At 63.1% G+C, this 25286-nt stretch carries 27 protein-coding genes and 1 tRNA gene; 18 read left to right on the plus strand and 10 right to left on the minus strand.

What is annotated here, in order from left to right; all coding sequences use genetic code 11:
* Positions 1-397: 397 nt before the first annotated feature.
* From DK427_RS26580 to DK427_RS25825, 3 genes are all read left to right on the plus strand, one after another.
* Positions 398-1105, plus strand: coding sequence for a hypothetical protein (locus DK427_RS26580; protein WP_162559896.1), 708 nt, complete (start codon positions 398-400; stop codon positions 1103-1105).
* A 131-nt stretch (positions 1106-1236) separates the two neighbouring features.
* A complete protein-coding gene (locus tag DK427_RS25815) occupies positions 1237-1674 on the plus strand; it encodes a hypothetical protein (protein WP_109953874.1) in 438 nt (145 codons plus the stop codon).
* Positions 1675-2884: 1210 nt separating this feature from the next.
* Entirely contained in the window at positions 2885-3448 is a 564-nt protein-coding gene (locus DK427_RS25825; RefSeq protein WP_109953876.1) for a recombinase family protein, read from the plus strand.
* Between the two features lie 106 nt (positions 3449-3554).
* On the opposite strand, the gene DK427_RS26585 is transcribed toward DK427_RS25825, so the two are convergent.
* Positions 3555-4034, minus strand: a complete 480-nt coding sequence (locus DK427_RS26585; RefSeq protein ID WP_162559897.1) for an N-acetyltransferase — start codon at positions 4032-4034, stop codon at positions 3555-3557.
* Between the two features lie 77 nt (positions 4035-4111).
* Between DK427_RS26585 and DK427_RS25830 the strand changes: the two genes are divergently transcribed.
* The 8 genes from DK427_RS25830 to DK427_RS26590 all read left to right on the plus strand — a co-directional run bounded on the left by DK427_RS25830 (position 4112) and on the right by DK427_RS26590 (position 12575).
* Positions 4112-5851 carry a DUF4214 domain-containing protein gene (locus DK427_RS25830; RefSeq protein ID WP_109953877.1) on the plus strand — a complete coding sequence of 580 codons (1740 nt, stop codon included), beginning with the start codon at positions 4112-4114 and terminating at the stop codon, positions 5849-5851.
* Positions 5852-5961: 110 nt separating this feature from the next.
* Positions 5962-6858 (plus strand): BRO family protein, encoded by an 897-nt coding sequence (locus DK427_RS25835; RefSeq protein ID WP_162559898.1) that lies wholly within the window; start codon positions 5962-5964, stop codon positions 6856-6858.
* Positions 6840-7103, plus strand: a complete 264-nt coding sequence (locus tag DK427_RS25840; protein WP_109953879.1) for a hypothetical protein — start codon at positions 6840-6842, stop codon at positions 7101-7103. The genes DK427_RS25835 and DK427_RS25840 overlap by 19 nt, the downstream gene beginning before the upstream one ends.
* A gap of 527 nt (positions 7104-7630) precedes the next feature.
* On the plus strand, positions 7631-8617 hold the full coding sequence (locus DK427_RS25845) for a hypothetical protein (RefSeq protein WP_109953880.1): 987 nt from the start codon (positions 7631-7633) through the stop codon (positions 8615-8617).
* A 162-nt stretch (positions 8618-8779) separates the two neighbouring features.
* Positions 8780-9061 carry a hypothetical protein gene (locus DK427_RS25850; RefSeq protein WP_245930726.1) on the plus strand — a complete coding sequence of 94 codons (282 nt, stop codon included), beginning with the start codon at positions 8780-8782 and terminating at the stop codon, positions 9059-9061.
* 509 nt (positions 9062-9570) lie between these two features.
* Positions 9571-11511, plus strand: a complete 1941-nt coding sequence (locus tag DK427_RS25855; protein ID WP_245930727.1) for a M15 family metallopeptidase — start codon at positions 9571-9573, stop codon at positions 11509-11511.
* A gap of 98 nt (positions 11512-11609) precedes the next feature.
* The gene (rnhA, locus tag DK427_RS25860) at positions 11610-12119 is read left to right on the plus strand and encodes a ribonuclease HI (RefSeq protein WP_109953882.1); all 510 of its coding nucleotides are present in this window, start codon (positions 11610-11612) and stop codon (positions 12117-12119) included.
* Positions 12120-12197: 78 nt separating this feature from the next.
* Entirely contained in the window at positions 12198-12575 is a 378-nt protein-coding gene (locus DK427_RS26590) for an Abi-alpha family protein (protein ID WP_162559899.1), read from the plus strand.
* 380 nt (positions 12576-12955) lie between these two features.
* Here DK427_RS26590 and DK427_RS26595 read toward each other — a convergent pair whose 3' ends face one another.
* From DK427_RS26595 to DK427_RS25890, 8 genes are all read right to left on the minus strand, one after another.
* Positions 12956-13837, minus strand: coding sequence for a hypothetical protein (locus DK427_RS26595; RefSeq protein ID WP_162559900.1), 882 nt, complete (start codon positions 13835-13837; stop codon positions 12956-12958).
* A gap of 154 nt (positions 13838-13991) precedes the next feature.
* On the minus strand, positions 13992-15707 hold the full coding sequence (locus tag DK427_RS25865) for a site-specific integrase (RefSeq protein WP_109953883.1): 1716 nt from the start codon (positions 15705-15707) through the stop codon (positions 13992-13994).
* A gap of 97 nt (positions 15708-15804) precedes the next feature.
* Positions 15805-15894: transfer RNA gene (locus tag DK427_RS25870), tRNA-Ser, on the minus strand.
* A gap of 84 nt (positions 15895-15978) precedes the next feature.
* Positions 15979-16101: a hypothetical protein gene (locus DK427_RS27440; protein ID WP_281276970.1), complete on the minus strand. Its 123-nt coding sequence runs from the start codon at positions 16099-16101 to the stop codon at positions 15979-15981.
* A gap of 41 nt (positions 16102-16142) precedes the next feature.
* The gene (locus tag DK427_RS25875; protein ID WP_109953884.1) at positions 16143-16628 is read right to left on the minus strand and encodes a DUF2243 domain-containing protein; all 486 of its coding nucleotides are present in this window, start codon (positions 16626-16628) and stop codon (positions 16143-16145) included.
* Between the two features lie 3 nt (positions 16629-16631).
* Positions 16632-16859, minus strand: a complete 228-nt coding sequence (locus DK427_RS25880) for a hypothetical protein (protein WP_109953885.1) — start codon at positions 16857-16859, stop codon at positions 16632-16634.
* Positions 16856-17041, minus strand: a complete 186-nt coding sequence (locus DK427_RS25885) for a hypothetical protein (protein ID WP_109953886.1) — start codon at positions 17039-17041, stop codon at positions 16856-16858. The genes DK427_RS25880 and DK427_RS25885 overlap by 4 nt, the downstream gene beginning before the upstream one ends.
* Positions 17042-17074: 33 nt before the next feature.
* On the minus strand, positions 17075-17380 hold the full coding sequence (locus DK427_RS25890; RefSeq protein ID WP_109953887.1) for a hypothetical protein: 306 nt from the start codon (positions 17378-17380) through the stop codon (positions 17075-17077).
* 325 nt (positions 17381-17705) lie between these two features.
* On the opposite strand from DK427_RS25890, the gene DK427_RS25895 reads away from it, so the two are divergent.
* From DK427_RS25895 to DK427_RS25920, 6 genes are all read left to right on the plus strand, one after another.
* Positions 17706-18062: a hypothetical protein gene (locus DK427_RS25895; RefSeq protein WP_109954395.1), complete on the plus strand. Its 357-nt coding sequence runs from the start codon at positions 17706-17708 to the stop codon at positions 18060-18062.
* Positions 18063-18171: 109 nt separating this feature from the next.
* A complete protein-coding gene (locus DK427_RS25900) occupies positions 18172-18960 on the plus strand; it encodes a hemerythrin domain-containing protein (RefSeq protein ID WP_109953888.1) in 789 nt (262 codons plus the stop codon).
* Positions 18961-19281: 321 nt separating this feature from the next.
* The gene (locus tag DK427_RS25905) at positions 19282-20286 is read left to right on the plus strand and encodes a sulfate ABC transporter substrate-binding protein (protein ID WP_109954396.1); all 1005 of its coding nucleotides are present in this window, start codon (positions 19282-19284) and stop codon (positions 20284-20286) included.
* A gap of 7 nt (positions 20287-20293) precedes the next feature.
* Complete coding sequence (cysT, locus tag DK427_RS25910; RefSeq protein WP_109953889.1) at positions 20294-21166, plus strand: sulfate ABC transporter permease subunit CysT; 873 nt, start codon at positions 20294-20296, stop codon at positions 21164-21166.
* On the plus strand, positions 21159-22052 hold the full coding sequence (gene cysW / locus DK427_RS25915) for a sulfate ABC transporter permease subunit CysW (RefSeq protein WP_109953890.1): 894 nt from the start codon (positions 21159-21161) through the stop codon (positions 22050-22052). Before cysT ends, cysW begins: the two co-directional genes overlap by 8 nt.
* A 19-nt stretch (positions 22053-22071) precedes the next feature.
* Positions 22072-23100: a sulfate/molybdate ABC transporter ATP-binding protein gene (locus DK427_RS25920; RefSeq protein WP_425452613.1), complete on the plus strand. Its 1029-nt coding sequence runs from the start codon at positions 22072-22074 to the stop codon at positions 23098-23100.
* 51 nt (positions 23101-23151) lie between these two features.
* Here DK427_RS25920 and speB read toward each other — a convergent pair whose 3' ends face one another.
* Positions 23152-24156: an agmatinase gene (speB, locus tag DK427_RS25925; protein ID WP_109953891.1), complete on the minus strand. Its 1005-nt coding sequence runs from the start codon at positions 24154-24156 to the stop codon at positions 23152-23154.
* A 247-nt stretch (positions 24157-24403) separates the two neighbouring features.
* Here speB and rpsT point away from each other — a divergent pair, with 247 nt between their 5' ends.
* Positions 24404-24685 (plus strand): 30S ribosomal protein S20, encoded by a 282-nt coding sequence (gene rpsT, locus DK427_RS25930; RefSeq protein ID WP_109953892.1) that lies wholly within the window; start codon positions 24404-24406, stop codon positions 24683-24685.
* Positions 24686-25286: the final 601 nt, after the last annotated feature.

Genomic DNA, 25286 nt, shown 5'->3' on the forward strand with positions numbered 1-25286 from the left:
TCAACGTTGAGCTTGGCAATCACTACCTCCACGTTCGCCCTGGCGATTGGGAGTTGAAGGTAGGAGCGCGGACTTGGACGATGCTGCGGGGACCGTCACCTCTCGATGGAGGCATTTTCCTCCACCACGAAAGCGATGCGTCGAAGTGCCGTGATTGGTGCTGGGAGGAGGTCGGGGACTGGGTGGCCTTTTGGAGGCGCTGGAAGGCGGTCTGAGAGGCATACCTTCGAAAATCGCCTCATCCAGGCCCTAGCGGCAACCCAATCTCGCAAGCAGCCCCCCTATACGCTCGGTCGGCGCCGATTGGCGGGCCATCCAGGGCCAAAATAATTGCCCACTGCACTAGCCCTACAGGGCGTCATCGACAGCCATGTGGCTGGCATCGAAAGGCACACCTATGTCTGAAGTCACGATCACTCCCGATCAGCGTAACGAAATGCTCTCTTATGTCTCTCGGGTAGAGGCTCATGTTGCCGCTGACCGCCGCAAATTGAGAAGCTTGAAAAAGGGAACAACTGAGCACAGCCAGCTTCGAACTAAAATTGATGAGATGGCGCAACGCAATAAAACCTACAGGCAGCAAGTTGCCCATCTCGCCAGCGGCAAGGCCACGAAGGAAGATGAGAGGAATTTCATCGAAACAGTCTGCCGATGGATAGAAGAAGACCGCCTCCAGCAGCAAAACGAACTTGCTGAATGGTGCAAGGATCGCCTTGGTGAGGACATGACTGTTCTTCTACCAGATGGCGCCAAAGCACCTGCCTGGAAATTCTGGCTCAGTCAGCGTGTCTCAACTGCCCCTGAAGCAAAATATCTGACTAATGAGACTGTCCGCGTCAATGCCCTTTATGAGGAGTATGCGCCGGAAGTTCCGAAAGGCGAACGTTGCCAGAGAGCATTTCGGATTGCACTCAAAAGCATTGACCTTGAGGTGGAGAACTATGAGTTTGATGGCAGCGACATGAAGATATTGATGCTTGCCAACGGACTTGAAGAAGGGGATTTCGAAATTACGAATGGGCACGATGGGCCGATTGTGCGCTTAGATGCTGAAGCATTGCGTCGCCTGGGGACACCCAAGGGGATCAGCACATCGATCAACTGAGAGGTACACTGGAACGGGCGCCAACCGCTGGCACTCGACGCGGAAGCAGGAGCCCTCCGTCCCGCCTTCCCCACCCCTCGATTTGCTGCCAAGCTGCCCCATATCAGCGCGGCTGAAGGCGAGGGGTATCAATGTACGGGCGTGATCTGCGAACCATCACGATAGATGAGTTCCACGCCCCATACCTCATCGAGGTCATTCAGGCCGAGATGGACCGCCTCAAGGTCATACAAGACGGCCACAGAGACCGCTGGGAAAAGCCCGAATATGCCAGGGTGAGGGTGCTGCGGAACGAACTACACCGCGTCTGGAGCCGACTGACGAACGAACTCTACGTGATGGGACCACCATCTCTTGAGGACGTTCAGTTCCTTGAGGAGCATATCCAGAGGGTATCCACCGACGTGCCCCGTTCAGCAGGGAATGCGACCGCCTACAGGATCGAGCGGGCGAAGGAGCGGGCCGAGCGGGAAGTCCGAGAGGCGGAACGTAGAGCCAAGAGGCGGCCACGTAGGCGCTCCTGGCGACCGCCTGTCGTGATCGATGAGCAGCCCTCTACGGGCTCTTGAGTAGCGCCGAAGGTTTCACCGAAAAAATCTGAGGCGGCATCGACCAATTCGAGTCGGCCAGTTTCCCCCTGCCACCCCCTCTAGACGCGCGTGGTATCCCGCCCGGTATCGCGCTCAAGCGCACGAGAAAGGCACGCACGGGTGCCTGGAGGATGCGGTGGGATGGTGGAGGTAGAGGCCGCCGTCTCCAGCAGCCCCTACGCGCCTCTTCAGCGGCTCCCTGAGTTGCCCTTAGCGCCCGGTGTCGAGCCTGACCCGGCATCGTTGGCACCCGTGCTGTTGGACGTGCCTGACCGGCTCATGCTGCCCGTAGAGGGGCCACTACCGGAAGCACCAGGGGATGACCCTGAGCCTGCATCGTTGGCCCCGGTGCTGTTCATGGTGCCCGAGCGGGTCTCACCGGAGCCCTTAGCGGGGCTGCCCTCAGCGGCGTAGGCGGCTGTGCCGAGTGCCAGCGTGGCGGCTGCGACGATCAAGTCGGATGTCCGCATGGCCTTCTCCTTCGACGTTTCCCTGCCACCTCTTGCGTGGGTGACCTGGGCTAACGCGAGATTGCCATTCCCGTTCAGGAACGACCCGATGTCACATGGCCGTTGGCATGTGGTGTGCAGACCAGTCGTGCCCCTCCCAGGTCTCAACCCCAGGGTCGGGGTCGCGGGTCGGCCGGTAAGGCTTCGTCTCCTCTCCCGGTCGGCCCGTCGCGGCTCCCCACGATAAGTCCAGAGATCAAGGCATCAGCAGCGTTCAGATACGATCCACACCATCAGCAGCCGTGCCTCTCGCGACTGGTCGATTGCCGGCTATAGATGGGGTGATGACGAACGGCACAGGCGTTAAGACGCAACGCCTCAAGGCGCACCTGATCATGGTCGAGCGGGCTGGTAAGCGCCGCCGGCTTTATGCAGTGGTGCAGCCAACCGCTGAGGTCGCTCTAGACGCTGTGCGGGCTGCTTATCCAGGCGCTCAGATCACTCTTGTTGGCGGCTTCGGCAGAGCGTTGACACGCAAGCTCAAGCTCAAGCGAGACGAGATGCGGAGGGTCTGAGACGAGTGGTGGGGTCAGCCCTCAGCGTTCCAATAGGGCAAGCTCTAGCGGAACGTTCCAGAGGATAGGCAGAGCGGTTCCAGACAAGTCCCATTGCATTTTGGAACGGGATGAGGCTCTATGTCTAGGAACCTAGTGGAACGACCTAACCCGGAACGCCCCGCCATGCTCATTGGATACGCTCGCACGTCCACCCTGGAACAGGAGGCCGGCATAGAGGCTCAGGTTCGTGACCTGACGGCCCTCGGTTGTGAGAAGCTGTTTCGGGAGCAGGTCTCCTCTGTGGCCCCTCGCAAGCAGCTTGAGGCAGCCGTTGAGTTCGCCCGTCAGGGTGACACGCTGGTAGTCACGAAGCTCGACAGGTTAGCCCGCAGCGTCACCCACCTGGGGAAGATCATCGAGGCCCTGGAGGCGAAGGGCGTGGCGCTACGCATCGTGAACCTCGGGGTGGATACCTCGACACCCACCGGCAAGCTGATGCTCAACGTCCTCGGGGGCGTAGCTCAGTTTGAACGAGAGATGATGCTGGAGCGGCAGCGTGAAGGCATCGCCAAGGCCAAGGCTGAGGGCGCCTACAAGGGCCGCAAGCCAACCGCGCGGGCCAAGGCGGAGGAGATCAAGGCTCTAGCGGCAGAGGGGCTGAGCATGGGCGCAATCGCCACCAAGCTGGGGATCGGCAAGGGCAGCGTACACCGGGCGCTGAACTCCAAAGCAGAAACAGGCAGTTGAGGCCACGATCTTGTCGGCCCCCATTACGATAAATAGCGGCCAGCTTCTCTTCCGCACGAGAATTGCAATTTGCTGGCCTGCCTAGATTGCCGACAAATCGAGATCGTCAGAGGCTTTGTTTGTATATGCTGCCCACCCTGTTTAACCCCAGCTTATCGAAAAAATGATGCGCCTTCTCAGGGTCGATTCCAGTCGTATGCCCCAGGCATAGTTCCTTAGCGCCCTGAGTTTGAGCCCACTTTTTGAAACGGCGAATGAGCATCAAGGCGATAACTCCTCCCCTGGCCTTTCTCGGCACGAAAAGGAAAAGGTCTTGAGCGATTCGATCTCTCGAAAAAAAGTACTCTGAGACGTACCCAAGCAGGATGCCTGACATTCTTCCCCGACGCTTATAAATGAAGCAGACGGTAAATGGACTGGCATTATCGCAAGCCGATTTCAGCAAGGCTTTGACCTTAGCATCATCGAAACGGATATTTCGGTATATGCTCTCTTGATGAAGGGCTTTGGCAAGTAGGTGAGCTTCGGCAAGCCCGTCGTCTGTAAGTAGTCTAACCCCGCTGTCTGTGGATACGGGCTTTGACATCGAGAAGTCTCTTGACGGCGCAAAGGGCATCCACCATGGTCTGTCAAGCTTAAAAATCCGTATACTATGAGGGCGCCATGTGTGGGGGCGGGAGCATATTTGCTGACATTGGGCGGGGGATCGCCCATCTTGGTGGGCAAATTAATGACCACATCATTCAACCAATCGGCCAAGGCATCGCTGCGCTTGGTAGCGGAATCTACAATGGCCTAATTACCCCGATAGTTAATGAGGTTGCCAAGATCGATTGGGGTCATGTTCTGAAGGAAACTGGTAAGTTTGCCCTAGAGGTTTGGAATACCTTTGTGCAGGGCTTTTCTCGAAATGGCGGATTAAACGAAGGGCAAGAGCCATCCATCGATGATGATTGGAATATTGATGGAGGCATCGAGTTTGTTGGGGATCAAATCGAGACAACTGTCGCATTTTATTGGAACAAGATTGAAGATTACTATGAAGGCACCAAGAAAAATTTCCAAGATTGGTATGATGAACATGCCAATTGGATGGAAAGGCGGATGGATGAGATTAAAAGAGGCTTCGATTTGCTATCCGCCGACGCTGCGAATAATAAAATAACAGAGACAGTCTTTAAGCAGCGGATGGAGAATACTCTTGCTGTATTTAAGGACGAGGTTCAAACGCTGCTAACAGATACTAAGGCCGTCATGCTAGCCTCAACGTCGGTTGGCATCGTACCTGTTCAACAGGGCGGCATCGCACATGGCATAGCTTTGAAGGTTGACGACACAGCGAACCACATCATTACGCTGGAAGAATCGTCTAATGTGTCGTTTGAAGTCTCTGGAATTCCCAGGAAGATAACTGGTCTCACTACCGCTAGCGTTCGCACTGGGGGCGAACTCATCGAGTCATACAAAGCTTCTTTCACAGACGGGAGTCACACTGTAACAAAATTTGTTAGCGGAAATGGTAAGTTCTCGGTTGATCTTTCAGGCTTGCATGGGAATGTAATTGGAAGCCTAGAAGTTCAGAACGTCACTGGATTTAAAGGGGAAGCCTTATCGAACAAACTTACCATTGATACGCACTCTCAATACTTTGGTAAGAAATTCTACGATAGCCATAGCCCGGCTGGAGAAGTATATGCGCTCTATAAGGGACTGCTTGGAAGAGAGCCCGATCCTATTGGCCTATCGGACTGGACTAAGGCCCTAAGCGCGGGAACCAAAGTTCAAGACATCGCTCAGGGTTTCCTACGTTCGCCGGAAGGGCAGGCCCGCGCGGGTGCGTTGGACAACGCGTCTTTCGTGGAGCAGCTGTACAGCACCACCCTCCATCGGCACTCTGATGCCAACGGCCTTAAGGGCTGGGTGAAGGCTCTGGAAAGTGGCACGTCCAGGGCGCAAGTTGCCACAAGCTTCGCTCTATCAGACGAGCATGTTAACAGCCTCAAAGGCGCGCTAGATGCTGGCATCTTCGTTCCTGACGCGGTAGCGGCCAACGTAGCTCGGCTCTACTATGCCGTGCTTGATCGTGCTCCTGACGCCGCTGGTCTTACGGGCTGGACTTCAGCTGTTAAAGGTGGCCAATCACTGGAGGCCGTGACGAAGAGCTTCCTTGCGGCTCCTGAGGTACAGGCTAAAACGGCAAAGCTTACGAATTCCCAGTATGTTGACATGATCTATCAGAACGCGCTTGGCAGGCATGCGGAGCCCAAAGGGCTTGCTGATTGGACTGCCGAACTCGATCATGGTGCATCGCGGGTAGGTGTGACGACAGCAATCGGTCTGAGTACCGAAGCCCAGAAGCACCACCTTTCTCAGATTGAGATGGGATGGCAGCTCGTTGGCTAATGCATCCTTCTTGCCGACTTGACTTATAGCTTTCAGGGAAGCCGCTGCATTGGCTCCGGTGGCTTCCCCTCCCCGCGCTCATGGTCCGCGAGATCGGGGGTGAGCCCCGCGTGCTCGATACAGACCTCGCGCGTGCTCTGGGCATGGAGCGCCCCACCAACATCCGCACGATGATCAAGGGTCTGCGGGAGGAACTAGAGCGGTTCGGGGTTTTACACGCCGAGCGTGCAAATAGCAGCGACGCGCTCGGTCGCGGACGCCCTGCCACCGCCTACCACCTCAACGAGGAGCAAGCGGCCTACGTCACGATGCACTGCAAGACCGAGAAGGCCACCGAGGTGAAGGTGCTCCTCGTCAGGGTCTTCACCGCTTGGCGCCACGGCAAGCTCGTCCCGGCCCAGCCGATGCAGTCAGCCATCGACTTCATCAACCCCCTGGAGACCGCCAAGCTGATCATGGCGGAGATGACCACCAAGACCTCCACCTTCTCGTTCGCTGGCCTCGATCTGCGCTGCGTCACCATCGAGGGCCAGCCGTTGTTCGTAGCCGAGGACGTGTGCCGCATGACCGGCCTCGAAGGCTACGCGTCGAAGCACACCGCGAAGCTGCCCATCGAGGAGCGCCGGGTGGTGTCTGCCGCAACTTACGGCACACTCGGCATCTTCAAGCCTAAGCAGCCGAGCGCCACTCTCGTGAGTGAGAAGGGCCTCTACACCCTCGTCATGCGCGCCCAGAAGGCCAACCCCAAGGCCCGTGAGTTCCAGTCCTGGGTCACCGGAACGGTCCTCCCCACGATCCGCCAGACGGGCGGCTACATCCAGGGCGAGGAGAAGTTGGCCACGGGGGAGATGACTGAGGAGCAGTTCTTCGCCCTCGCGGTGCTCACGATGCAGGGGCAATTACCCCCCGCACTAGGAAAAACCGCTGGCGACCCACCCAGCGCCGCTCCCAGTCCCTGTCGATCACGCTTCAGGACAACGAGCCCCGCGTGCTGGACACGGCCCTAGCCGCCCAGCTCGGGATGACCAAGCCTGAGAACATCCGCACGCTCATCAAGGATCACATGGAGGAGCTGGAGGCGTTCGGGGTTGTCTGTCGCCGCCAGATTACCTCCGGTCCCAAAGGCGGGCGGCCCGGAACGGCCTACTACCTCAACCGGCAACAGGCGCTCCTCATCTGCATCCTCTCGAAGACCGACAAGGCCAAGGAGGTGCGCGCTGAGGTGATTCGGCAGGATCGCTCAAGCCATTGAAGGCAAGAGATCAAACGTCCATACAGACATATTACCCGCTGCACTAGGAAAAGAGCCGCACTCCATCTGAGATGGGGGGTATCTGTTTTTTGCGACCCAGCCCGGATTACCCCCTGCACTAGCGAAGACGCGTCAAGCGCCCGTCTCCGCCCACTTCACCCGCCACAGGAACCCCACATGCCGGAACCACCATGCCGTGCGCCGAGAGGCGTGCGATGAACACCCATGCCCGCCATCGTTGGCTTGACGAGTGGCAGGGAGCAGGAACCCAACGCCTTCGCAGGATCGTGGACGAAGGTGCGGCCCTTGTCGCTCAGTACGAACGGGAGACCCGACATCGGCAGCGTCAACGTCGTTCAGCAGACCAAGCCAACCACCTCAGGGCCATCGAAGCGACCGTTTGCAATCTCGCTTATGCCGTGCTGATGCCCCCGCCTACGGGACGCATCGCGCTTCTCACGGGCAACGGTGACAGCGGCTTCAGTCGGTACGATAGCCCAGCTTTCGGGCGGCCTTTCCGTGACCTCTTGGCGGCCCTCGATGCTATCGGGTGGCTCAGCCTGGAGCGAGGCTACCGAGATCGGAGCGGAGGCGTTGCCTCGTCCATCGCGCCTACGGCTGTGCTCAAGGCCAAGGTGACAGAGGCGGGCATCTCCCTGACCGACTTCGGACGGATCGAGGGGGAAGAGGTCATCCTGTTCAGCCGGAAGGTGGTCACAACCCCTGATGGCCCTGCCCGTAAGGAGCTGGTGGAGTACCAAGACACTGCCACGCTCCGAGACCATCGCGACACCCTGAGGAGCCTCAACGCCTTCCAGGCTCAGGCAGACATCACCTTCCTGGATGATGGTCTCGGGATGGTGGACCTCCAGAACCGGGTTCAGCGGAGGCACTTCCTCTGCGACGCGGAGGGACAACCTGATGCGTCTCTTGGAGGGCGCCTCTACGGCGGTGCTTGGCAGAACCTCCAGCGGCACCGGAGGGGCCACATCAGGATCGAGGGGGGACCCGTCACTCTCTTGGACTACAGCGCAATGGCCCCTCGGTTGGCCTATGCCAGCGTTGGGGTCGAGCCTCCTCCCGGTGACATCTACGCTCTACCGGGCATCGACCCTGAGCACCGCGAGGCTGTGAAGAAGGCGTTCAACACCCTCCTGTGTGATCCCTTCACCCGGAAGCGGGGATGGCCTCAGCCTGAGGACAGTGACCCAAGGCTCCCGCTAGCGTGGTCAGTGCCTCGCTTCAGGGATGCCCTCCTGTCCCGTCACCCAGCCTTGAGCCACTGTCTGGGCCGGGGTCTCGCCAAGCAACTCCAGAACACGGAAAGCCTGATCCTCATCGAGGTGATGAGGGAGATGAAGTCCAGGGCTGTCCCTATCCTCACCATCCATGACGGTCTTCTCTGTCAATCCCCCAAGGCATCGGAGATAGAGGTGGTGATGAAGGAAGCAGCCCAAAGCATCACCTCATTCAACATCCCTGTCAGCGTTACTCACCTGCCTGCTGCTGTCTAAGGAACACCAAACGACCATATACAGGAACCGTAAGGCAGCAGACTAGGCGGCTCCGCCCTCTTCCAACGAGCCATGCCCGGCCCACAGCCAAGCAGCCACACTCACAGCACAGTGCGGTGCAGAACTCCCCGTCAGAGCCTGAGGCACAGACGGAGCGACTGCATGGGTGAGCGTCAACAAGCGGCTGAGGGCGCACGAGTCATCACCTTACCTACTCGGCTGGTGGTCGCAGAGCCTGATGCGGAGTTGGCGTCTCTCATCCAAGTCCTACAGGACCAGCTTGTCTTGGCACGAGAGGGTAAGCTGCGCTCCGTGGCTGTGGCAACTGTGTCCACGGACGGCAAGGTGGTGGATACGCACTGGTCTTGCGAGCACAAGGACATCACGAGCCTCATAGGCAAGCTGACCGTGCTGACGCATGACCTGATGGCCGCTCGGAATTAGCGCCTACCGAAGCGCACAAGTCCCTGAACGACCTGTAGAGGAGCCCTAACACGGCTCCTCTTTTCGTTTGTCCCTATCGAACGTCTTGAAGCCCTGGCCTGCACGCCGGGGCTTTTCTCATTCACATCCCAAGGAACACCATGAACGATCCCGTCCCATCACAGGGCGCGAGCGAAGGCACCGTGCTGCCCGAACTCAGCGTCACGGCCCCTAAGCAGCCTGTACCTGCCACTCCTAAGCTCCCCTCGATGACGCAGGTGGCACCGCCTCAGATGCCACCTCAGGAGCCCGTAGCGACTCCTGTAGAGGCCCCGCCTTCCGGTAAGCCTCAGCCGCCTGTGGCTACTCCCCCGGCCCCCACGGTGCCCTCAGAGCCCCGCAAACGGGCTGTGGACCTGATGCCCCCTCCAATGCCCGACAGGGCTCCTATAGACGCCCCCATCACGGGCGCTTCATGGGAACCCGAGCTGGAGCGTTCGGCTGCCTCAGCGGGTGTAGACGCGGGCGTGATGCGCAAGCTGGCGTCCACGGAGAACGCTACAGGTAACCCGAGACTGAAGGCGGCAACCTCATCGGCCGTGGGCATCTTTCAGATCGTCGGGCCTACGTGGAACGATCTGGCAGCTCGCTATCCCCAGCTCGGGCTCACCGATCCTCGCGATGCCATTCAGCAGGCCCGTGTGGCTCCCTTCTACATGAGGGAGATCAGCGAGAACCTTCAGCGCAAGCTAGGGCGCAAGCCTAACGCCGCTGAGATGAAGCTGGGCTGGGTCTTCGGGCCCACGGGTGGCTCCCTCCTGATGGGTGCTGACCCTGACACTCCGGTTGAGCGCGTGCTGGACCGGAAGGCCATCGACAGCAACCCCGGCATCTTCAAGAACGTCAGGACCGTGGGTCAGCTCTACAACTGGGCTGGTGAGAAGATGGGCGAACAGGGGGCACACCCTAAGCCCGCTGTAGACCTCTCTCCGTACCTCGCTCAGGGTAAGGACAGGGACCATCTGGATAGGATGGACTGGGACTTGAAGTCCCGTCTGGCCAACATGGTGGCTGACATGCCCGAGAACATCCGGGCTAAGTTCCAGATCAACAGCGGCTATCGATCCCCTGAACGACAGGCTGAGCTGTTCGCTGAGGCTGTCAAGAAGTACGGCTCTGAGGAAGCTGCCCGTAAGTGGGTGGCTCCTCCAGGGAACTCCCAACACAACCACGGTAAGGCCGCTGACATCAACATGGGTGGCGACCCTGCGGTGAAGGCATGGATACACGCCAACGCCGCTAAGTACGGCCTTGGGTTCCCTATGGCGCACGAGCCGTGGCACATCGAGGCCCTGGACGCCCGCTCTACGCGCAACGCCAGGATGGGTCTTCAGGTGGACCCTGCGTCCACTGCAATGCGTGTCCCGTTCACCTTCGAGGACCAACGCAAGGCCGCAGAGCAGCGCGAGAGGGAAGCCTACAGCCTCGTTCAGGCTGCCCGTGAGAGTGCTTCACAGGATTGGATGGTCAGCAACATGCTGAAGTCCAACGGTAAGACCGTCTACGATCCTGGGTATAGCGTCACTCAGGAGACCCTTCAGCGGGATGATGTCAAGGGTCTGCCGCCCTCCTATCTGCCTTATCTCTCCAAGTCGATGAGTGAGCAGGACTTCAACTTCCGTCTGGCTCAGGCTCAGAAGGACTTTGAGGTGGAGAGGCGCCTTGCTGCGACCCCCTACGGCACTGCCATCCGCATGGCTGTGGGCATGTACGGGGAGAACGGCCGTAAGGTCCGCATCCTCGGCCTGGAGCAGTGGGAGCCGCAGGTTCGCTCAGCGTTCGAGCATGCCATCTCGACGTGGACCAGACGGGCAGTCCAGCAGAACGACCTGGGGCAGATGAACGCCGTCCTGGGGCATCCTGTGGCCAAGGTGGTGACCCAGTTCCGCAACTTCGTCCTCGGTGCATGGTCGAAGCAAACCCTGTCGGCCCTCCACACCCATGAGCTGAACGACCTCTACGGGTTCATGGCCTCGATGATGTTCGGGGCGATGGCCTACACCGTTCAGACCAACCTCAGCCTTATCGGTCTGAGTGAGGAGGACCGGGCCAAGGCCGCCTCAGACCGCCTCAGTGACCGCAAGATCGCTCAGGCGGGATTCCAGCGTGCCGGTGCATCGTCGCTCATCCCCGGAGCCTTCGACCTGGGGGCAGAGCTGTTCGGGTTCGATCCCCTGTTCAACACCCGGAGCACGCAGCAGCCCACTGCCGGCCTCATGTCCAACCCCACGGTCGGGTTGCTGGACGGGCTCTACACGGGCGTGAAGGGGTTCACAGGCTCCCTTCACGAGGATGGGCATGTGACCAGCGGTGACGTTCGGAACCTCTCCAAGGCCCTGAACGTGCTGCACAACTACCCCGGTATGCTCCAGCTCATAAACACCGCATCGTCCCGCTACCCCAGCCAGTAAGGCGGGTCAGCAACCACCACCATCATCATCACGACCACCATCAACACGGGAGGGGCCTTCGCGGGCCTCTCCCTTTTTCATTTCAGAAGGAGAGCATCATGTCAGACGAGACCAACGCCCCAGAGCCAGCACCAGTACGCCACATCACCATCGCCTTTGACGGAGGCTGTCTCGGGAACCCAGGCCCTGGAGGCTATGCGGCCATCCTGATCAATGACCGCACGGGTAGGGAGAAGATCGTGAAGGGCGGTGAGCCCGAGACCACGAACAACCGGATGGAGCTATGGGCTGCCATCGAGGGCCTAAACGCCCTCCGACCGGGCGCCATCGTCCACATGATCGGGGACAGCCAGTACGTCATCAAGGGCATCACGGAATGGCTGCCCCGCTGGAAGGCTCAGGGCTGGCGTGGAGCGGGCGGTAAGGCTGTCGCGAACGCGGACCTATGGCGAGGGCTTGATGCGGCTGTGGAGCGGCATGAGAGCGTTGCGTGGACGTGGGTGAAGGGCCACGCTGGACATGTGCTGAACGAGCGCGTGGACAGGATCGCGAACGGGGAAGCCTCACGGAATGGGTTAGGTTGCAAAAGGTATCGGGCAGATTGTTGAAGGCGCACTTCTTCTACCTAGCTATTTAGCAAGCATGCTTGGATAAAACGACACCAGGATAGCAGTGGGGAGGGTGCTGTGGCATTCGACGAAGAAGCAAAAGCCGTGCAAGAGATTGCTAAGGCATCAGGTAAGGCAATAGATGCAAGCAGAGAGGCTGGAGGCTTCATTGCACGGTTCATCGAAGGCCCCTTCGCTATCGCATCCGATATCGTTCAAGATCGGCTGCGATACGCACGGTGGGAGCGACAGCAGCGACTCATGGTCCGAGCAAAAGAGTTCCTCCAGGAGGCCGGCTTGACTGAACCATCTCGCCGGTTGGCCCTGAACATCGCGGTGCCACTTCTGGAAGCCGCAAGCCTGGAGGAAAACGATGAGCTTCAGGATACGTGGGCCAAGATCCTCGTCAACGCCGCAAACGCAGATAGTGGATCGAGATCAAGCGTGCGTTTATAAGCATTTTAAAAGATATGGGCTCTTTGGATGTCCGCATCTTAGATGCTATCGTCAAGGCACCAAAGAACGTTACCAATAAGCCGCACTTAGATGGGGCCGTCCCCACTGCTGAACTGCCTGACGGCTACGCACAGGCGGAGGAGGGAAGCTGGCATCCTGAGCCGCAAGGAGAAGTCGCTATATCAGCATGGAATCTGAACCGACTCGGCTGTATCGTCCCTACTCTCACGACCGGCGGTATGTCCATCAGGACAGTCTACGCTACTCCGCTAGGGATCGCTTTGGTGCGCGCATGTACGCTTAAGGCACAGCAGTAGCGCTCTGGATGAGATTATGAGGCAATTTATAATTCAAATGTAGCAATCGCACTGTATCGAGGCTCAACATCCTCCAGACTTATGAATTTGACAAGTTTTGTTATAAATCTTTTCAATTGTGCGATCAACAACCTTTACCAGGTTTCCGAAAGCAGTAATAATTGGCTTGGCTCCTATTGCGCCGCCCGCTTTTAGACGAACTTCAATACTGAAGGAAAAGCTGTAGTCCAATTCTTGGGGGGAGCTAGTTAGCGCAAAGGTCAAGCGGTTTGAGGTCGAGTCCCATTCATCGCCATCGAATCCTGAAACAATCCATCCAGTTCCAGCTCTCATGTGACGCAAATGCGCCGACGCATATGGCTTGCATTCGCAGATTAAGCGATGCTTGTCTGCGAGGCCGAGTTTATGTAGCTCATATATGAGACCTCCTCCAGGGTCCGCCTTCTCTATGATTGCCCGAACGTCATCGTGCAACTTGCGTGTCTGATCCTTAAACCGCTTTGCTTCTCTTTCGACTTCGTCAGCATTTGTCGTGCCAGAGCGCACTGGGAAATAAACGCTCCCATCCGTACGTCCGAGGGATCGAGCGGAAGCGCATGCGGCATGGTCCAGTGCCTGGCGTAAGTTCTGAACAACGTCAGCTGCTATGGCATTCAAATCTTCCAATGGGGCAGCGTTAATGTGTAGGCAGTGAGCGTAAGGCGGTTCAAGGGTATTGTGCAATTGGCGTATCATGCCGGATATAATCGAGGTATCAATATGAGGGATGTCCTTCCAGCGCTTGTAGATCGCACCGTGATCAGGTGTGAGTAATTCAATCTTACTTTCCACATGAACTTGATTTTTATACTCGTCTAGCGCCGTCGTTAGGCTAGCTATATGATGCTTCGCCCTTGCGAGTTTGCTCCTAGGACTACGAAATTCACGAATAACAATGCCCGACACAGAAAAATCCTTATTAGTCAATTATAAGGTATGAATATTTGTGCATCGGCCTCTGAACGGCACGTAAATTCGGGGCACAAATGGTCATTGGGGGTGTCGCACAACATCGCATCCACGCAGTCGTTCTTTCCACCACGCGCCGTGACTGAGAAGACTATCTTCGGCCTCTCGGATGAATGTGCAGGTGCGAGAGGTCCAGCTCTGCATAGCGTACCTTCTCGATCTCCCGGTACAGCGTCGAGGCCTTCAACCCCTTACCGTAGATGGCCTCCTCTCCTTCACTGTCCCTACGCCACCCTCCAAGCGCCCGAACCCGCTCAAGGCCAATCTCGGCCTCCCTGAGGGCATCCCGGTAGTTGTGCCTGAAACTGTGAAACGATACCCCGTTCACGTCCATGTCGAGCTTCCCCAGGAAGCGCCGCTTGTCGTTGAACCACTTAGAGAAGGGTCCAGACAGATAGCCAAGGCTGTCGGGCATCAGCTCGGGAAACAGGCGGCGCTCTCCTTTGGCCTTCATGGCTTCCGCGAACGCTGAGAAGCCGATGCGTTGCAGCTCGGGATGGATCGGGACGAACCGCTTGCCGGCTTCCGTCTTCACGCGCTTTTTGTCGGCCTCATCAGCCCCAGGCTCACCGGCATCATCAATGAGGATGACCGGCACACCGTCCAGCACGCTCACGTCATCGGTACGGAGCTGGCAGCACTCCCCAAGCCGCATCCCAGTCCACAACGATAACAGAGGCACCCAGAAGCGGCCACGTCGAATCACGTTTGGCCCCGGCTTGGCGTACCCTGCCTCGTCATCCTGGCAGCCCGTGTAAAGCGGGGCGTTGAAGATGGCCTTGAGCTGTGCCGTGCTGAAGGGCTGACGCAGATCACGCTCATCCCGATCATCAGGGAGGGCCAGCCCCTCAGCCGGGTTGCGGATGACCCTCCAGTTTTTCACGCCCCATTTGAACAGGGCTGAGAGGTTGTGGAGGTAGTTGTTGACTGCCGAAACCCCAAGCCGCTCCAGCTTCTCCGCATCGGCCACCTTCGCGGCCTCCTCCAGCGACAGCCCAGGAAACCGCTGAGACGCGTTCCGGGGAAGCCGCATGATGACGTTGCGGATACGCTCGCAGTCCATTCGGTGGATGCTGTCCACGGGGGTCTCCGCCCCCAGCAACTCCCTCATGGCCCTGAAGACAGTCTGATAGGTCTTCAAGGTTCCGGGGGTACGGGTGCGGGTAGGGTCCGACAGGTATGCCTGTATCAGCTCCTCAACGGTGCAGGAGCGTGGCGACGAGGCTGCTGAGGGTGGCGGTGGGGTCTCGACCACCTCTCCGCGGTTCCTTTGAATGACCCCATCGGACCACTTCTTCTGAGCCTTCAGCATGGCGAAGCCCAGACGCCGCCATGTCTCCGATCCCTCAGGGGCGGTGAGACCGTGCGCCTTCAAAACGCCTTCGACCTCACTCCAAATCGTGTCCATGCTGCCAGTTGCCAGCTCCTTCGCCACCATCGGCGCCACAAGCTCAGCAGCATGGAGCATGCGGTCGAAGCGCTCGGGGGAAACGCCATTCTGACGCTTGCTTTCGTCATCAGCCAGCAGACGTGACAGCCATGCAGATGCGAAGCGGTCTGCCTCAGCTTGACTGATGGTGTCCTCAGCCCCGGCCAAGCGACGCCGGGCGGTATCCAACTCCCGATCAAACTCGACCGTCTTCAAGCGGGCGCGTCGAACCGCTTCAGCCCTATCGGCCGTGCCAAGGGCAATCCACTTCTGCCCGCTTCGGCCTCCAGGGATCACCTCACGCAACTCGGGAGGTACCCAGGCACGAAAGGAGTAGGTGCCATTCTTGCGGCGGACGAGACGAGTTTCCAGGCCCATGTGCAGGGGCTACCTGTAGCAACAACCTGTAGCACAGGTGCTGCGTAACCCCTTGGAAGTCAACGCTTCCTGCGCTGACAATGGCTTAGGAATATAGTGGCGGAAGGGGTGGGATTCGAACCCACGGTGGAGTTGCCCCCACGGCGGTTTTCAAGACCGCTGCCTTAAACCGCTCGGCCACCCTTCCTGAGGCGCGCAACGCCGCGCGGCGAGCTGCTCCGTGTCTAGGGCGTTGGTGCGCGCAGCGTCAACCGGGGCACCCGCGGAAGGATCAGCAGCGCAGCCGCAGCAGCGCCTCCAGCGGCAGGGCAGGCTCGTTCAGGAGGAAACGCCAGGCCGGTGCCGTCGCCAGCGCGAGGGCGAGGAACAGGAGGATCCAAGCACGCGCCGGCACGCCAAGCCGGCCCGGGGGCGCACCGGAAGGCGGAGGCCGCGTCACGGGACCGATGCGCGCGTGCGACGCACCAACCATGCGCCCGCCACGATCATCGCGAGCCCCCAGGCGAGGAAGCCGAGATCCCAGGCGAGCCAGTGGTCTCGCGGCGCCAACTCGTTCACATGGTGCACCCCGAGGAGCTGATGATCGACCAGACCCTCGACGAGGTTGAACAGCCCCCATCCAACGAGGACGGCGCCCGCGAAGCGGGCGCTCGACCATGTCACGTGCGGCCGCCGCGCCGAGCGCCAGAACAGGAACAGGCCCAGCACAACGAACACGTAGGTCGCCGAGTGGAAGATGCCGTCCCAGAGCGTGTTCAGGCGTATGTTGTCGATCGTGTCGGCCGGGTACCAGTTGCTGAGCATATGGTGCCATTGCAGCACCTGATGCAGCACGATCCCGTCGAAAAAGCCGCCCAGCCCGAGACCGAACAGCAAGCCGGCGCCGAGCGGGAACGGAATCGGCCGCGCCCGCTCGGCCATCGCTCAGTGCGACCGGTCGGAGCGGTCCGGCGCGTGGCCCTGGCCGCTGTGGCGGTGGTGCCGGTCGCGCTCGCCCCCGCCGCCGGAGACGTGCGAGCGCGTGTCGTTGGTGGGTGAGCCCGGCGCAGGTCCGGAGCGCTGCTCCGCGCGGGGCTTCGAGGCGTCCTGGTGGCTGCTGCCCGGACCGCCGTGATGGCGGTCGGCCGCCGGGTTCTTGCTCGATGTGCTCATCGGTCCTGCTGATATCCCTGGTGCGTGGTGTTCACCTTCGAGTTGCCGGCCTGCCCGACCTTCTCGGGGTCGCGCGCTTGGCTGGAGCCCTTGGGGCCCGTCTCGGTCGGCGCGGCGGCGGCGCTGCCGGGGCCCTTGTCGGAGCGGTTCGCGGGCGGAACCGGGGGTGGCTTCGTGGTCATCGGATCTCCGTTGTCGAAGGGTCGGGAACAGGTTCAGGGCCGGGTGCTGGGATTGCTGATGCGCTCCAGATTCTCCGGCGGGGTCTCGGCCTCCGTCGCCTCGACCGAGGCGATGCTGCCGCCACCCGTCGCGTCGCGGCGCGGGAAGCCGGAGGCGATGCGGGCCATCTCGGCCTGCCAGTCGGGGCTCTCGGCCATCCCCTGCTGCAACCGCGCGGGGCGGGCGACGTCGCGCGCCTCGTCCTGTCCGAGGTCCTGGCCGTTGCGGTCGGCATAGGCGTCGAAGCTGCGCAGCGAATCGTGCGGCTCGGCCGCGTCGGGCCGCGTCTTCGGATCCATGGCGGTTCTCCCTGATGCGTCTCGCGGCGGCCCGCGCCGGGACCGCGCTCGCTCAAAGAGCCAACGCCGGGCCGGGGGCAGGGTTCATCGCGGAGGCGAACGTTTCCGCAAGGTCAGAGCCGCAGATCCTCCAAGACAAAATGAAGATGATCCATGATTAGGAACGAGCACAGCGAGCGACCGCCATCGTCGCTGCGGGCAAATTGTTCCAGAAAGACCGGCGGATAAATTCGCGACAGCCCCGCTTGCTCTGCCGGGTCGCGCAGCCATCTTGGTTCGCCTGACGCCCGCCGGTCAGGCGGCGGGGCGAAGACGGAGGATGATCATGGCGAACGCCAGCAAGACCAGCATCGGCCCGGGCGCCCAGGGCAAGCAGTCCGGCACCGGCGCGATGACCGATCTGCCGGAGGGGATCCTCCCCGAGAACATTGTGCTGTCCAACCGCGACAAGAGCCAGCACACCGACCAGCGCGGCCTCGACAGCAAGCACGTGCAGACCGAGCAGTACCAGGACCATGCCGGCAACCGGCTGGACGCAGGCGGTGCCGAGGGCTCCGAGGAGGGCGAAGGTACGGAGGCGCGCGCGGCCGGAGGCCGGGCGGGCAACACCAGCGGCCTCGCCAATCCGATGACCGACCTCTCAGGCGACGAGAGCAGCCTGAAGCGGCGCCAGCACGGCTGACCGACGGAGCGGACGGCGCGGAACAATCGGCTGCGCCGGCCGCCTGTTCAGGACGACAGGAGCGGCGGCCCCGGACAGGGATCCGGGTCGCCCGGGAGGACGAGGTCGCATGGACATCTGGCAGCTCATCGAGAACGACCACGCGAACATCGCGCAGCTGATCCACGAGACGCCGAACGCCCTGAACGGTCCGGGGGTGGTGCGCAGTCGCGAGCGGCTGCTCGGCGACCTGATCGACGAACTCGACCGGCACGGTGCGGCGCTCGCCGCCAGCCTCTTCCCGCCGCTGCGGCGGGATCCACGCACCGCGCGGCTCGTGGACGAGCTCGCGCACGAGCACACCGCCTACATGCGCGACCTCAGGGCGCTCGCGCGGCGCGGCGGCGGGACCTCCGGCTGGCTCAACCGCTTCGAGGACGTCACCTACGCGGTCGACCAGTGCCTGCACCGCCACGTGCACGAGTTGGCGCCCGCGGCGCGCGAGCGACTCTCCGCCGATGCCGTCGAGCGGGCCGGCCACGCCTATGTCCGGGCGAAGATCGAAGCCCTGCGCCGGCGGGGCGACGGCCTGCTGGCGGGCGCGGACCTCGTCGGTGCCGGTGCCGCGGCCGGTGCGGCGATCGCCGCGGTCGCCGGTCTCGCGCTGCTGGCCTGGCGCCTCGCCGCGCGGTCGCGGCACGCACCCGAGAGCTCGTCCGGGAACCGGTATGGCCGGCCGTCCAGCCGCTCGGGTATCGGTCGCGGTCAGTCGCTCTCGGACCGGGCGGCGGACGCGGCGCCGGGCCAGCGGCGCGAGAGCGAGGATCCGTGGGCGCGCCAGGAACGGCTCTTGGACGAGGCGATCGAGGAAACTTTCCCGGCCAGCGATCCGATCGCACCGAAGCGGATCACCCGCTAAACGCCGCAGCTCCGCGGAGAACGCGACGTTCTTTCTAAAGTACGAGCGGAGGGGATAAGTTTCATCCCCTTCAGCATGCAAATGGAGAAGATCGTTCCAGTCGTCGACTTCAGATCGCGCGAATGCGAGCTACAAGTGGGCAATGATGGTCGTGGACGGCACAGATCACCCGTTGCGTTCGCGGCGCAGGCAGCTTGACTTCGTTCTGTAAAACGAACACCTGAAGGGCCTCTACCCCCGGTCGCGCCCCGACGCGCCGGCTCTCTGGAGGCCTACGTGACCGATCTGCGCGCTCACCATCCCGCCGCGACCGCCCGTCGGATGCGCCGCCTCGCCTGCGCGCTGGCGCTCGCCGCCCTGCTGCCGGCCGGCGCCGCGCGGGCGCAGTCCGAGCTTCTCAACGTCTCGTACGACCCGACGCGCGAGCTCTACCGCGACATCAACGCGGCCTTTGCCGAGGAGTGGAAGGCCAAGACCGGCGAGACCCTGGCGGTGCGCGCCTCGCACGGCGGCTCGGGCTCGCAGGCCCGCACGGTGATCGACGGCGTGCCGGCCGACGTGGTGACGCTCGGCATCCCCTCCGACATCGACGCCATCGCCCGGATCTCGAAGAAGATCGATCCGAACTGGCGCACCAAGCTCCCGAACGAGGGCCTGCCCTACACCTCGACGGTGGTCTTCCTCGTCCGCAAGGGCAACCCGAAGGCCGTGAAGGACTGGTCGGACCTCGCCAAGCCCGACGTCAAGGTGATCACCCCGAACCCGAAGACCTCGGCCGGCGGGCGCTGGAACTTCCTGGCTGCCTGGGGCTACGCCTACGACCGCGAGGGCAAGGACACCGACAAGGCCAACGCCTTCGTGGGCCAGCTCTACAAGAACGTGCCGGTGCTCGACACGGGCGCGCGCGGCTCCACCGTTACCTTCGCCCAGCGGGGCCTCGGCGACGTGCTGCCCACCTGGGAGAACGAGGCCTTCCTGGTGCTGCAGGAGTTCGGCGCCGACAAGTTCGACATCGTGGTGCCGCCGACCTCGATCTACGCCGAGCCGCCGGTCGCACTCGTGGACGCCAACGTCGATTCCAAGGGCACCCGCAAGCAGGCCGAGGCCTACCTGCAGTTCCTCTACGGCGACCGGGCGCAGGCGATCTTCGCCAAGCACCGCTACCGCCCGCTGAAGCGCGAGGCCGCCGACCCGAAGGACCTCGCCCTCCTGCCCGAGGTGAAGCTGTTCAAGATCGAGGACATCCAGGGCAGCTGGGACGACATCCAGAAGCGGAACTTCGACAACGGCGGCCTGTTCGATCAGCTCAGCAAGGCCGGCCGCTGACCGCATCATGACCGCATCGACCCAGCCCCGCCGGCAGGCCAGGACCCGCTGGCGCTTCCGCCGGCCCAGCGTGCTCCCGGGCTTCGGGATCACCTTCGGCTACACCATCCTGTGCCTCTCGCTGGTGGTGCTGATCCCGCTGGGCGCGCTGGTGGTGCGCGCCTCCGGGCTCGGCCTCTCGGGGATCCTAGAGGTCGCCGCCGACCCGCGCGTGGCGAGCGCGCTGAAGATCAGTTTCGGCGTCTCGCTACTGGCCGCCCTCACGGCCTCGGTGTTCGGCTTCCTGGTGGCCTGGGTGCTGACCCGCTACCGCTTCCCCGGCCGCCGGATCGTGGACGCGGTGGTGGACCTGCCCTTCGCGCTCCCCACCGCGGTCGCGGGCATCGCGCTCGCGCAGGTCTACGCGCCGAACGGCATCGTCGGCGCGCAGCTGGAGAAGATCGGCATCAAGGCGGCCTACACCCCGGTCGGCATCTTCATCGCGATGGTGTTCATCGGCCTGCCCTTCGCGGTGCGGACCGTGCAGCCGCTGATCGCCGAGATCGACAAGGAGGTCGAGGAGGCCTCCGCCACGCTCGGCGCCAGCCGCCGGGCGACACTCTGGAAGGTGGTGCTGCCGCCGCTGATCCCGGCGGTGCTGACCGGCTTCGCGCTCGCCTTCGCCCGAGGGGTCGGCGAGTACGGCTCGATCATCTTCATCGCCGGCAACCTGCCCTACGTCTCCGAGATCGCGCCGCTCCTCATCGTGATCAAGCTGTCGGAGTACGACTACGCGGGCGCCGCCGCGATCGCCACGATCATGCTCGGGATCTCGTTCCTGACGCTGCTCGCCATCAACCTGATCCAGGCTTGGAGCCGCCGGAGGTTCGGCTATGTCTGAGACCGCCGCCACGACCTTCGCGGCCGTGCCCGCCAAGCCCGACACGCCGCGCAGCGCCGTCACCGAGGGGCGCGCGGTGCGCTGGACCCTGATCGCGATCGCGGTCGTGTTCCTGGCGCTCTTCTTGGTGCTGCCGCTGGTGACCGTCTTCGTCCAGGCCCTGTCGAAGGGGTTCGAGACCTACCTCGCCACCTTCCGCGAGCCGGACGCGCTCTCGGCGGTGCGGCTGACCTTGATCGTCGCGGCCATAGCGGTGCCGTTCAACCTCGTCTTCGGCATCGCGGCCTCCTGGGCGATCGCCAAGTTCGAGTTCCCGGGCAAGAGCCTGCTCGTCACGCTGATCGACCTGCCCTTCTCGGTCTCGCCGGTCGTGTCGGGCCTGATCTACGTGCTGGTCTTCAGCGCGCAGGGCGTGTTCGGCGCCTTCTTCGTGCAGCACGGGATCCAAGTGCTGTTCGCGGTCCCCGGCATCGTGCTGGCGACGATCTTCGTCACCTTTCCGTTCGTGGCGCGCGAGCTGATCCCGCTGATGCAGGAGCAGGGCACCGCCGAGGAGGAGGCCGCGCTGACGCTCGGCGCCTCCGGCCTCTGGGCCTTCCTCACCGTCACGCTCCCCAACATCCGCTGGGGGCTCCTGTACAGCGTCCTCCTCTGCAATGCCCGGGCGATGGGCGAGTTCGGCGCGGTCTCGGTCGTGTCGGGTCACATCCGCGGCCTCACCAACACGATCCCGCTCCACGTGGAGATCCTCTACAATGAGTACAACTTCGTCGCGGCCTTCGCCGTCGCCTCCCTCCTCGCCGGCCTCGCCCTTGTCACGCTCCTCATCAAATCCGTCCTCGAGTGGCGCTACGCAGGCGAACTCGCAGCCGGCGGCCGGCATTAGCGGGCGCCCCTCGACGGCGATCCGCGTCGAGGGCCTGTCGAAGACCTTCGACACGGCCGCGGTGCTGCACGATTTCGACCTCGACGTGCGGGCGGGCGAGCTCTTGGGGCTGCTCGGCCCCTCGGGCTCGGGCAAGACGACGCTCCTGCGCATCATCGCGGGGCTCGACTTCCCCGACCGCGGCCGCGTGCTCTTCGGCGGCGACGACGCCACCGGCCTGCCCGTGCAGAAGCGGGCGGTGGGCTTCGTCTTCCAGCACTACGCCCTGTTCAAGCACATGAGCGTGGCCGACAACATCGCCTACGGACTGAACGCCCGGAAGCGCGCGGAGCGCCCCGAGAAGGCCGAGATCAAGCGCCGGGTCGGCGACCTGCTCGATCTGATCAAGCTCTCAGGGTTCGCCGACCGTTACCCGTCACAGCTCTCGGGCGGCCAGCGCCAGCGCGTGGCGCTCGCCCGCGCCCTCGCGGTCGAGCCGCGGGTGCTGCTCCTCGACGAGCCTTTCGGGGCGCTCGACGCCCAGGTGCGCAAGGACCTGCGCCGCTGGCTGCGCGAGATCCACGACCGCACTGGCCAGACCACGATCTTCGTGACCCACGACCAGGACGAGGCGCTGGAACTCTCCGACCGCGTCGCGGTGCTGGACCGGGGCCGGCTGGAGCAGGTCGGCACGCCGGACGAGGTGCAGGACAACCCGGCCTCTGCGACCGTGCTGAAGTTCTTAGGCGACGCCGTCGAGGTCGAGGCTATCGCCGAGGGCGGGCAGGTGCGGGTCGACGGCCGGCCCGTGCCGGGCGTCGTCGCGCCCGCCGGCCTGATCGGCCCGGTGAAGCTCTACGTGCGGCCCTGGCAGTTCCAGCTGACCGACCCCGCCGGGGCGCATCTGCACGGGACGGTGCGCGCCTCGCACCGCAGCCAGGGCCGCCAGCGCATCGAGGTCGAGCGGGGCCCTGGCCGTCCGCTGCTCGTCGAGGATTTCGACGGTGAGCGCTACGCGGCCGGCCACCCGGTGGGCCTCAGGATCGTCGGCGGATACGTCTTCGCCTGACTGCCGGGCATGCCCCCTCCCCCCTCCGCGGGGGAGGGAGAGTGTCGCGCCCTACCCTGTGCCCGTCCGCCGGGCCGCCACCGCATCCGCGAGCAGGCACAGGATCTCGAAGGCGAGCTGCCCGCCGGCCAGCGCCGTCATCCCGGAGGGGTCGAGCGGCGGCGCCACCTCCACGAGGTCCGCGCCGACGAGGTCGAGGCCGCGCAGCGCCCGCACGAGGTAGAGCGCCTCGCGGGCGGTGAAGCCGCCGATCTCCGGCGTGCCGGTGCCGGGCGCGTAGGCGGGGTCTAGCGCGTCGATGTCGAAGCTGAGATAGGCCGGCCCCGCGCCCACGATGGCGCGCGCCTCGGCGACGATCTCCGGTAGCCCGCGGGCGACCGCCTCCTCCATCGTGACGATGCGGATGCCTTGCGCGCAGGCCCAGTCGCGCTCGTCCGCCGCGTCCATGCTGCCCCGGATGCCGATCTGCACGCAGCGGCGCGGGTCGAGCACGCCGTCCTCCACCGCCCGTCGGAAGGGCGTGCCGTGGGTGAGACGGGTGCCATCGTACTGCGCGTCGTCCGTGTCGCTGTGGGCGTCGATGTGGACGAGCCCGAGCGGGCGCCCCCGCCCGAGCGCGCGCAGGATCGGATAGGTGACCAGATGGTCGCCGCCGACCGCGAAGGACACGACGCCCCGCTCTCGCAGACCTGCGAAGACGCCTTCGATCCGCCGGCAGGTCTCGGCCGCGTCGATCGGGTTGACCGGCACGTCGCCGAGATCGGCGCAGGCGGCGAGCGCGTAGGGCGCGATCCCGCTCGCGTGGTTGACCATGCGGGTGCCGGTCGAGGCCTCGCGCACGCCCCGGGGGCCGAGCCGCGCACCGGGCCGGTTCGTGGTCGCGCCGTCGAACGGGATGCCGACGAGCCCGATCTCGACGCCGTCGGCCGATTCGGGCGACCGCACCGGCAGCCGCATGAAGCTCGCCAGCCCGGCGAATCGCGGCGTCTCCATGCCGGAGGCCGGCCGGAAGCGGGCGATGCGCGCGGCGTCGGCCTCGCTGACGCGGTGGGGCATGGGGGTCTCCGCCTGCGCGTTTTCGCTGTTGGACCAGCATCATCCGGGTGGGGGCCGGCCGGATCAACCCGCTGGCGCACCGGCATCCCCGCGTTGACGCGCGGGCCTCGCCTGTCTATAGAGCGCGCTCTGCCGGAGCGGAGCGTTCGCGCGCTGCGGCTTCGCTATTGCCTGATAACCTGCACGCGTTGACCGACCCCCGGTATGCACCGGCCCGTCGGTATCGCCCGACGAGACGAGGATGCCCATGGCCAACACCACGTCGGCCAAGAAGATGACCCGCAAGATCGCCAAGCGCACGGCGATCAACCGCTCCCGCCGCTCCCGCATGCGGACCTTCATCCGCAAGGTCGAGGAGGCGATCGCCGCCGGCGATTCCGCCGTCGCCGCCGACGTCCTGCGCACCGCGCAGCCCGAGATCATGCGCGCTGCTCAGAAGGGCATCGTTCACAAGAACACCGCCTCCCGCAAGGTCTCGCGCCTCGCGGCCCGCGTGAAGGCTCTCTCGGCGGCCCCCGCCGCCGCCTGAGGCCTCCGCGGATCCATCGCGGTCCAGAGATCAAGCCCGGCCCTCGCGCCGGGCTTTTTTGTGCGCGCTGTCCAGCCGGACCGCCGCGCGACCTCCCCCTCTGCCGGGAAGAAGCCTTTGCGGGTCTCACCTGGCCCGAAAGCGGATCGCGCCTCACCCGTTCGGATTTCCGATGTCCTGATGCGCCGCCGAGGCAGCCCGACTCGATTCCCACCCAATGCTCTCCGCGCCCGACACCCTTCGTTTACCCTGTCGGTGATTGCCCGATCGCGGCCCGCGCCGGCTGTACGCACCCGGGTCCGGATCCGGTCCGGTCGAGGCGAAGGTCCCGCCCATCGATTCATGAGCCGGACCAAGACGATAGAGCCCCGTTGCACATCGTCTCACACACAACCGGCTGCCCCGGCGGCACTGTCCCCGCAAGTCCCACTGTTAAAACCCGGGTAGGTCTTTGTTGATAGCGTCCGAGCATCGACGAATGTCGGCGGCGGAGGCCTTGACTCTCCCCGTTATCTGCGCCCTGCCCGTATTCGCGGGGCTCCAAGCGTAGTGTTGCGTACGTCCCGCCGGCGGTCCTCCGTCCTCGGGGCGAGGAGAGCGA

It is taken from the genome of Methylobacterium radiodurans (assembly GCF_003173735.1).
GTDB classification, from domain to species: domain Bacteria; phylum Pseudomonadota; class Alphaproteobacteria; order Rhizobiales; family Beijerinckiaceae; genus Methylobacterium; species Methylobacterium radiodurans.

What these genes read in the sequence shown, in the direction of transcription:
- DK427_RS26580 (WP_162559896.1), top strand. Translation starts at nt 398, where the DNA reads ATGTCTGAAGTCACGATCACTCCCGATCAGCGTAACGAAATGCTCTCT.
- DK427_RS25815 (WP_109953874.1), top strand. Translation starts at nt 1,237, where the DNA reads ATGTACGGGCGTGATCTGCGAACCATCACGATAGATGAGTTCCACGCC.
- DK427_RS25825 (WP_109953876.1), top strand. Translation starts at nt 2,885, where the DNA reads ATGCTCATTGGATACGCTCGCACGTCCACCCTGGAACAGGAGGCCGGC.
- DK427_RS26585 (WP_162559897.1), bottom strand. Translation starts at nt 4,034, where the DNA reads ATGTCAAAGCCCGTATCCACAGACAGCGGGGTTAGACTACTTACAGAC.
- DK427_RS25830 (WP_109953877.1), top strand. Translation starts at nt 4,112, where the DNA reads ATGTGTGGGGGCGGGAGCATATTTGCTGACATTGGGCGGGGGATCGCC.
- DK427_RS25850 (WP_245930726.1), top strand. Translation starts at nt 8,780, where the DNA reads ATGGGTGAGCGTCAACAAGCGGCTGAGGGCGCACGAGTCATCACCTTA.
- DK427_RS25855 (WP_245930727.1), top strand. Translation starts at nt 9,571, where the DNA reads ATGCGCAAGCTGGCGTCCACGGAGAACGCTACAGGTAACCCGAGACTG.
- rnhA (WP_109953882.1), top strand. Translation starts at nt 11,610, where the DNA reads ATGTCAGACGAGACCAACGCCCCAGAGCCAGCACCAGTACGCCACATC.
- DK427_RS25865 (WP_109953883.1), bottom strand. Translation starts at nt 15,707, where the DNA reads ATGGGCCTGGAAACTCGTCTCGTCCGCCGCAAGAATGGCACCTACTCC.
- DK427_RS25875 (WP_109953884.1), bottom strand. Translation starts at nt 16,628, where the DNA reads ATGGCCGAGCGGGCGCGGCCGATTCCGTTCCCGCTCGGCGCCGGCTTG.
- DK427_RS25880 (WP_109953885.1), bottom strand. Translation starts at nt 16,859, where the DNA reads ATGAGCACATCGAGCAAGAACCCGGCGGCCGACCGCCATCACGGCGGT.
- DK427_RS25885 (WP_109953886.1), bottom strand. Translation starts at nt 17,041, where the DNA reads ATGACCACGAAGCCACCCCCGGTTCCGCCCGCGAACCGCTCCGACAAG.
- DK427_RS25890 (WP_109953887.1), bottom strand. Translation starts at nt 17,380, where the DNA reads ATGGATCCGAAGACGCGGCCCGACGCGGCCGAGCCGCACGATTCGCTG.
- DK427_RS25895 (WP_109954395.1), top strand. Translation starts at nt 17,706, where the DNA reads ATGGCGAACGCCAGCAAGACCAGCATCGGCCCGGGCGCCCAGGGCAAG.
- DK427_RS25900 (WP_109953888.1), top strand. Translation starts at nt 18,172, where the DNA reads ATGGACATCTGGCAGCTCATCGAGAACGACCACGCGAACATCGCGCAG.
- DK427_RS25905 (WP_109954396.1), top strand. Translation starts at nt 19,282, where the DNA reads ATGCGCCGCCTCGCCTGCGCGCTGGCGCTCGCCGCCCTGCTGCCGGCC.
- cysT (WP_109953889.1), top strand. Translation starts at nt 20,294, where the DNA reads ATGACCGCATCGACCCAGCCCCGCCGGCAGGCCAGGACCCGCTGGCGC.
- cysW (WP_109953890.1), top strand. Translation starts at nt 21,159, where the DNA reads ATGTCTGAGACCGCCGCCACGACCTTCGCGGCCGTGCCCGCCAAGCCC.
- speB (WP_109953891.1), bottom strand. Translation starts at nt 24,156, where the DNA reads ATGCCCCACCGCGTCAGCGAGGCCGACGCCGCGCGCATCGCCCGCTTC.
- rpsT (WP_109953892.1), top strand. Translation starts at nt 24,404, where the DNA reads ATGGCCAACACCACGTCGGCCAAGAAGATGACCCGCAAGATCGCCAAG.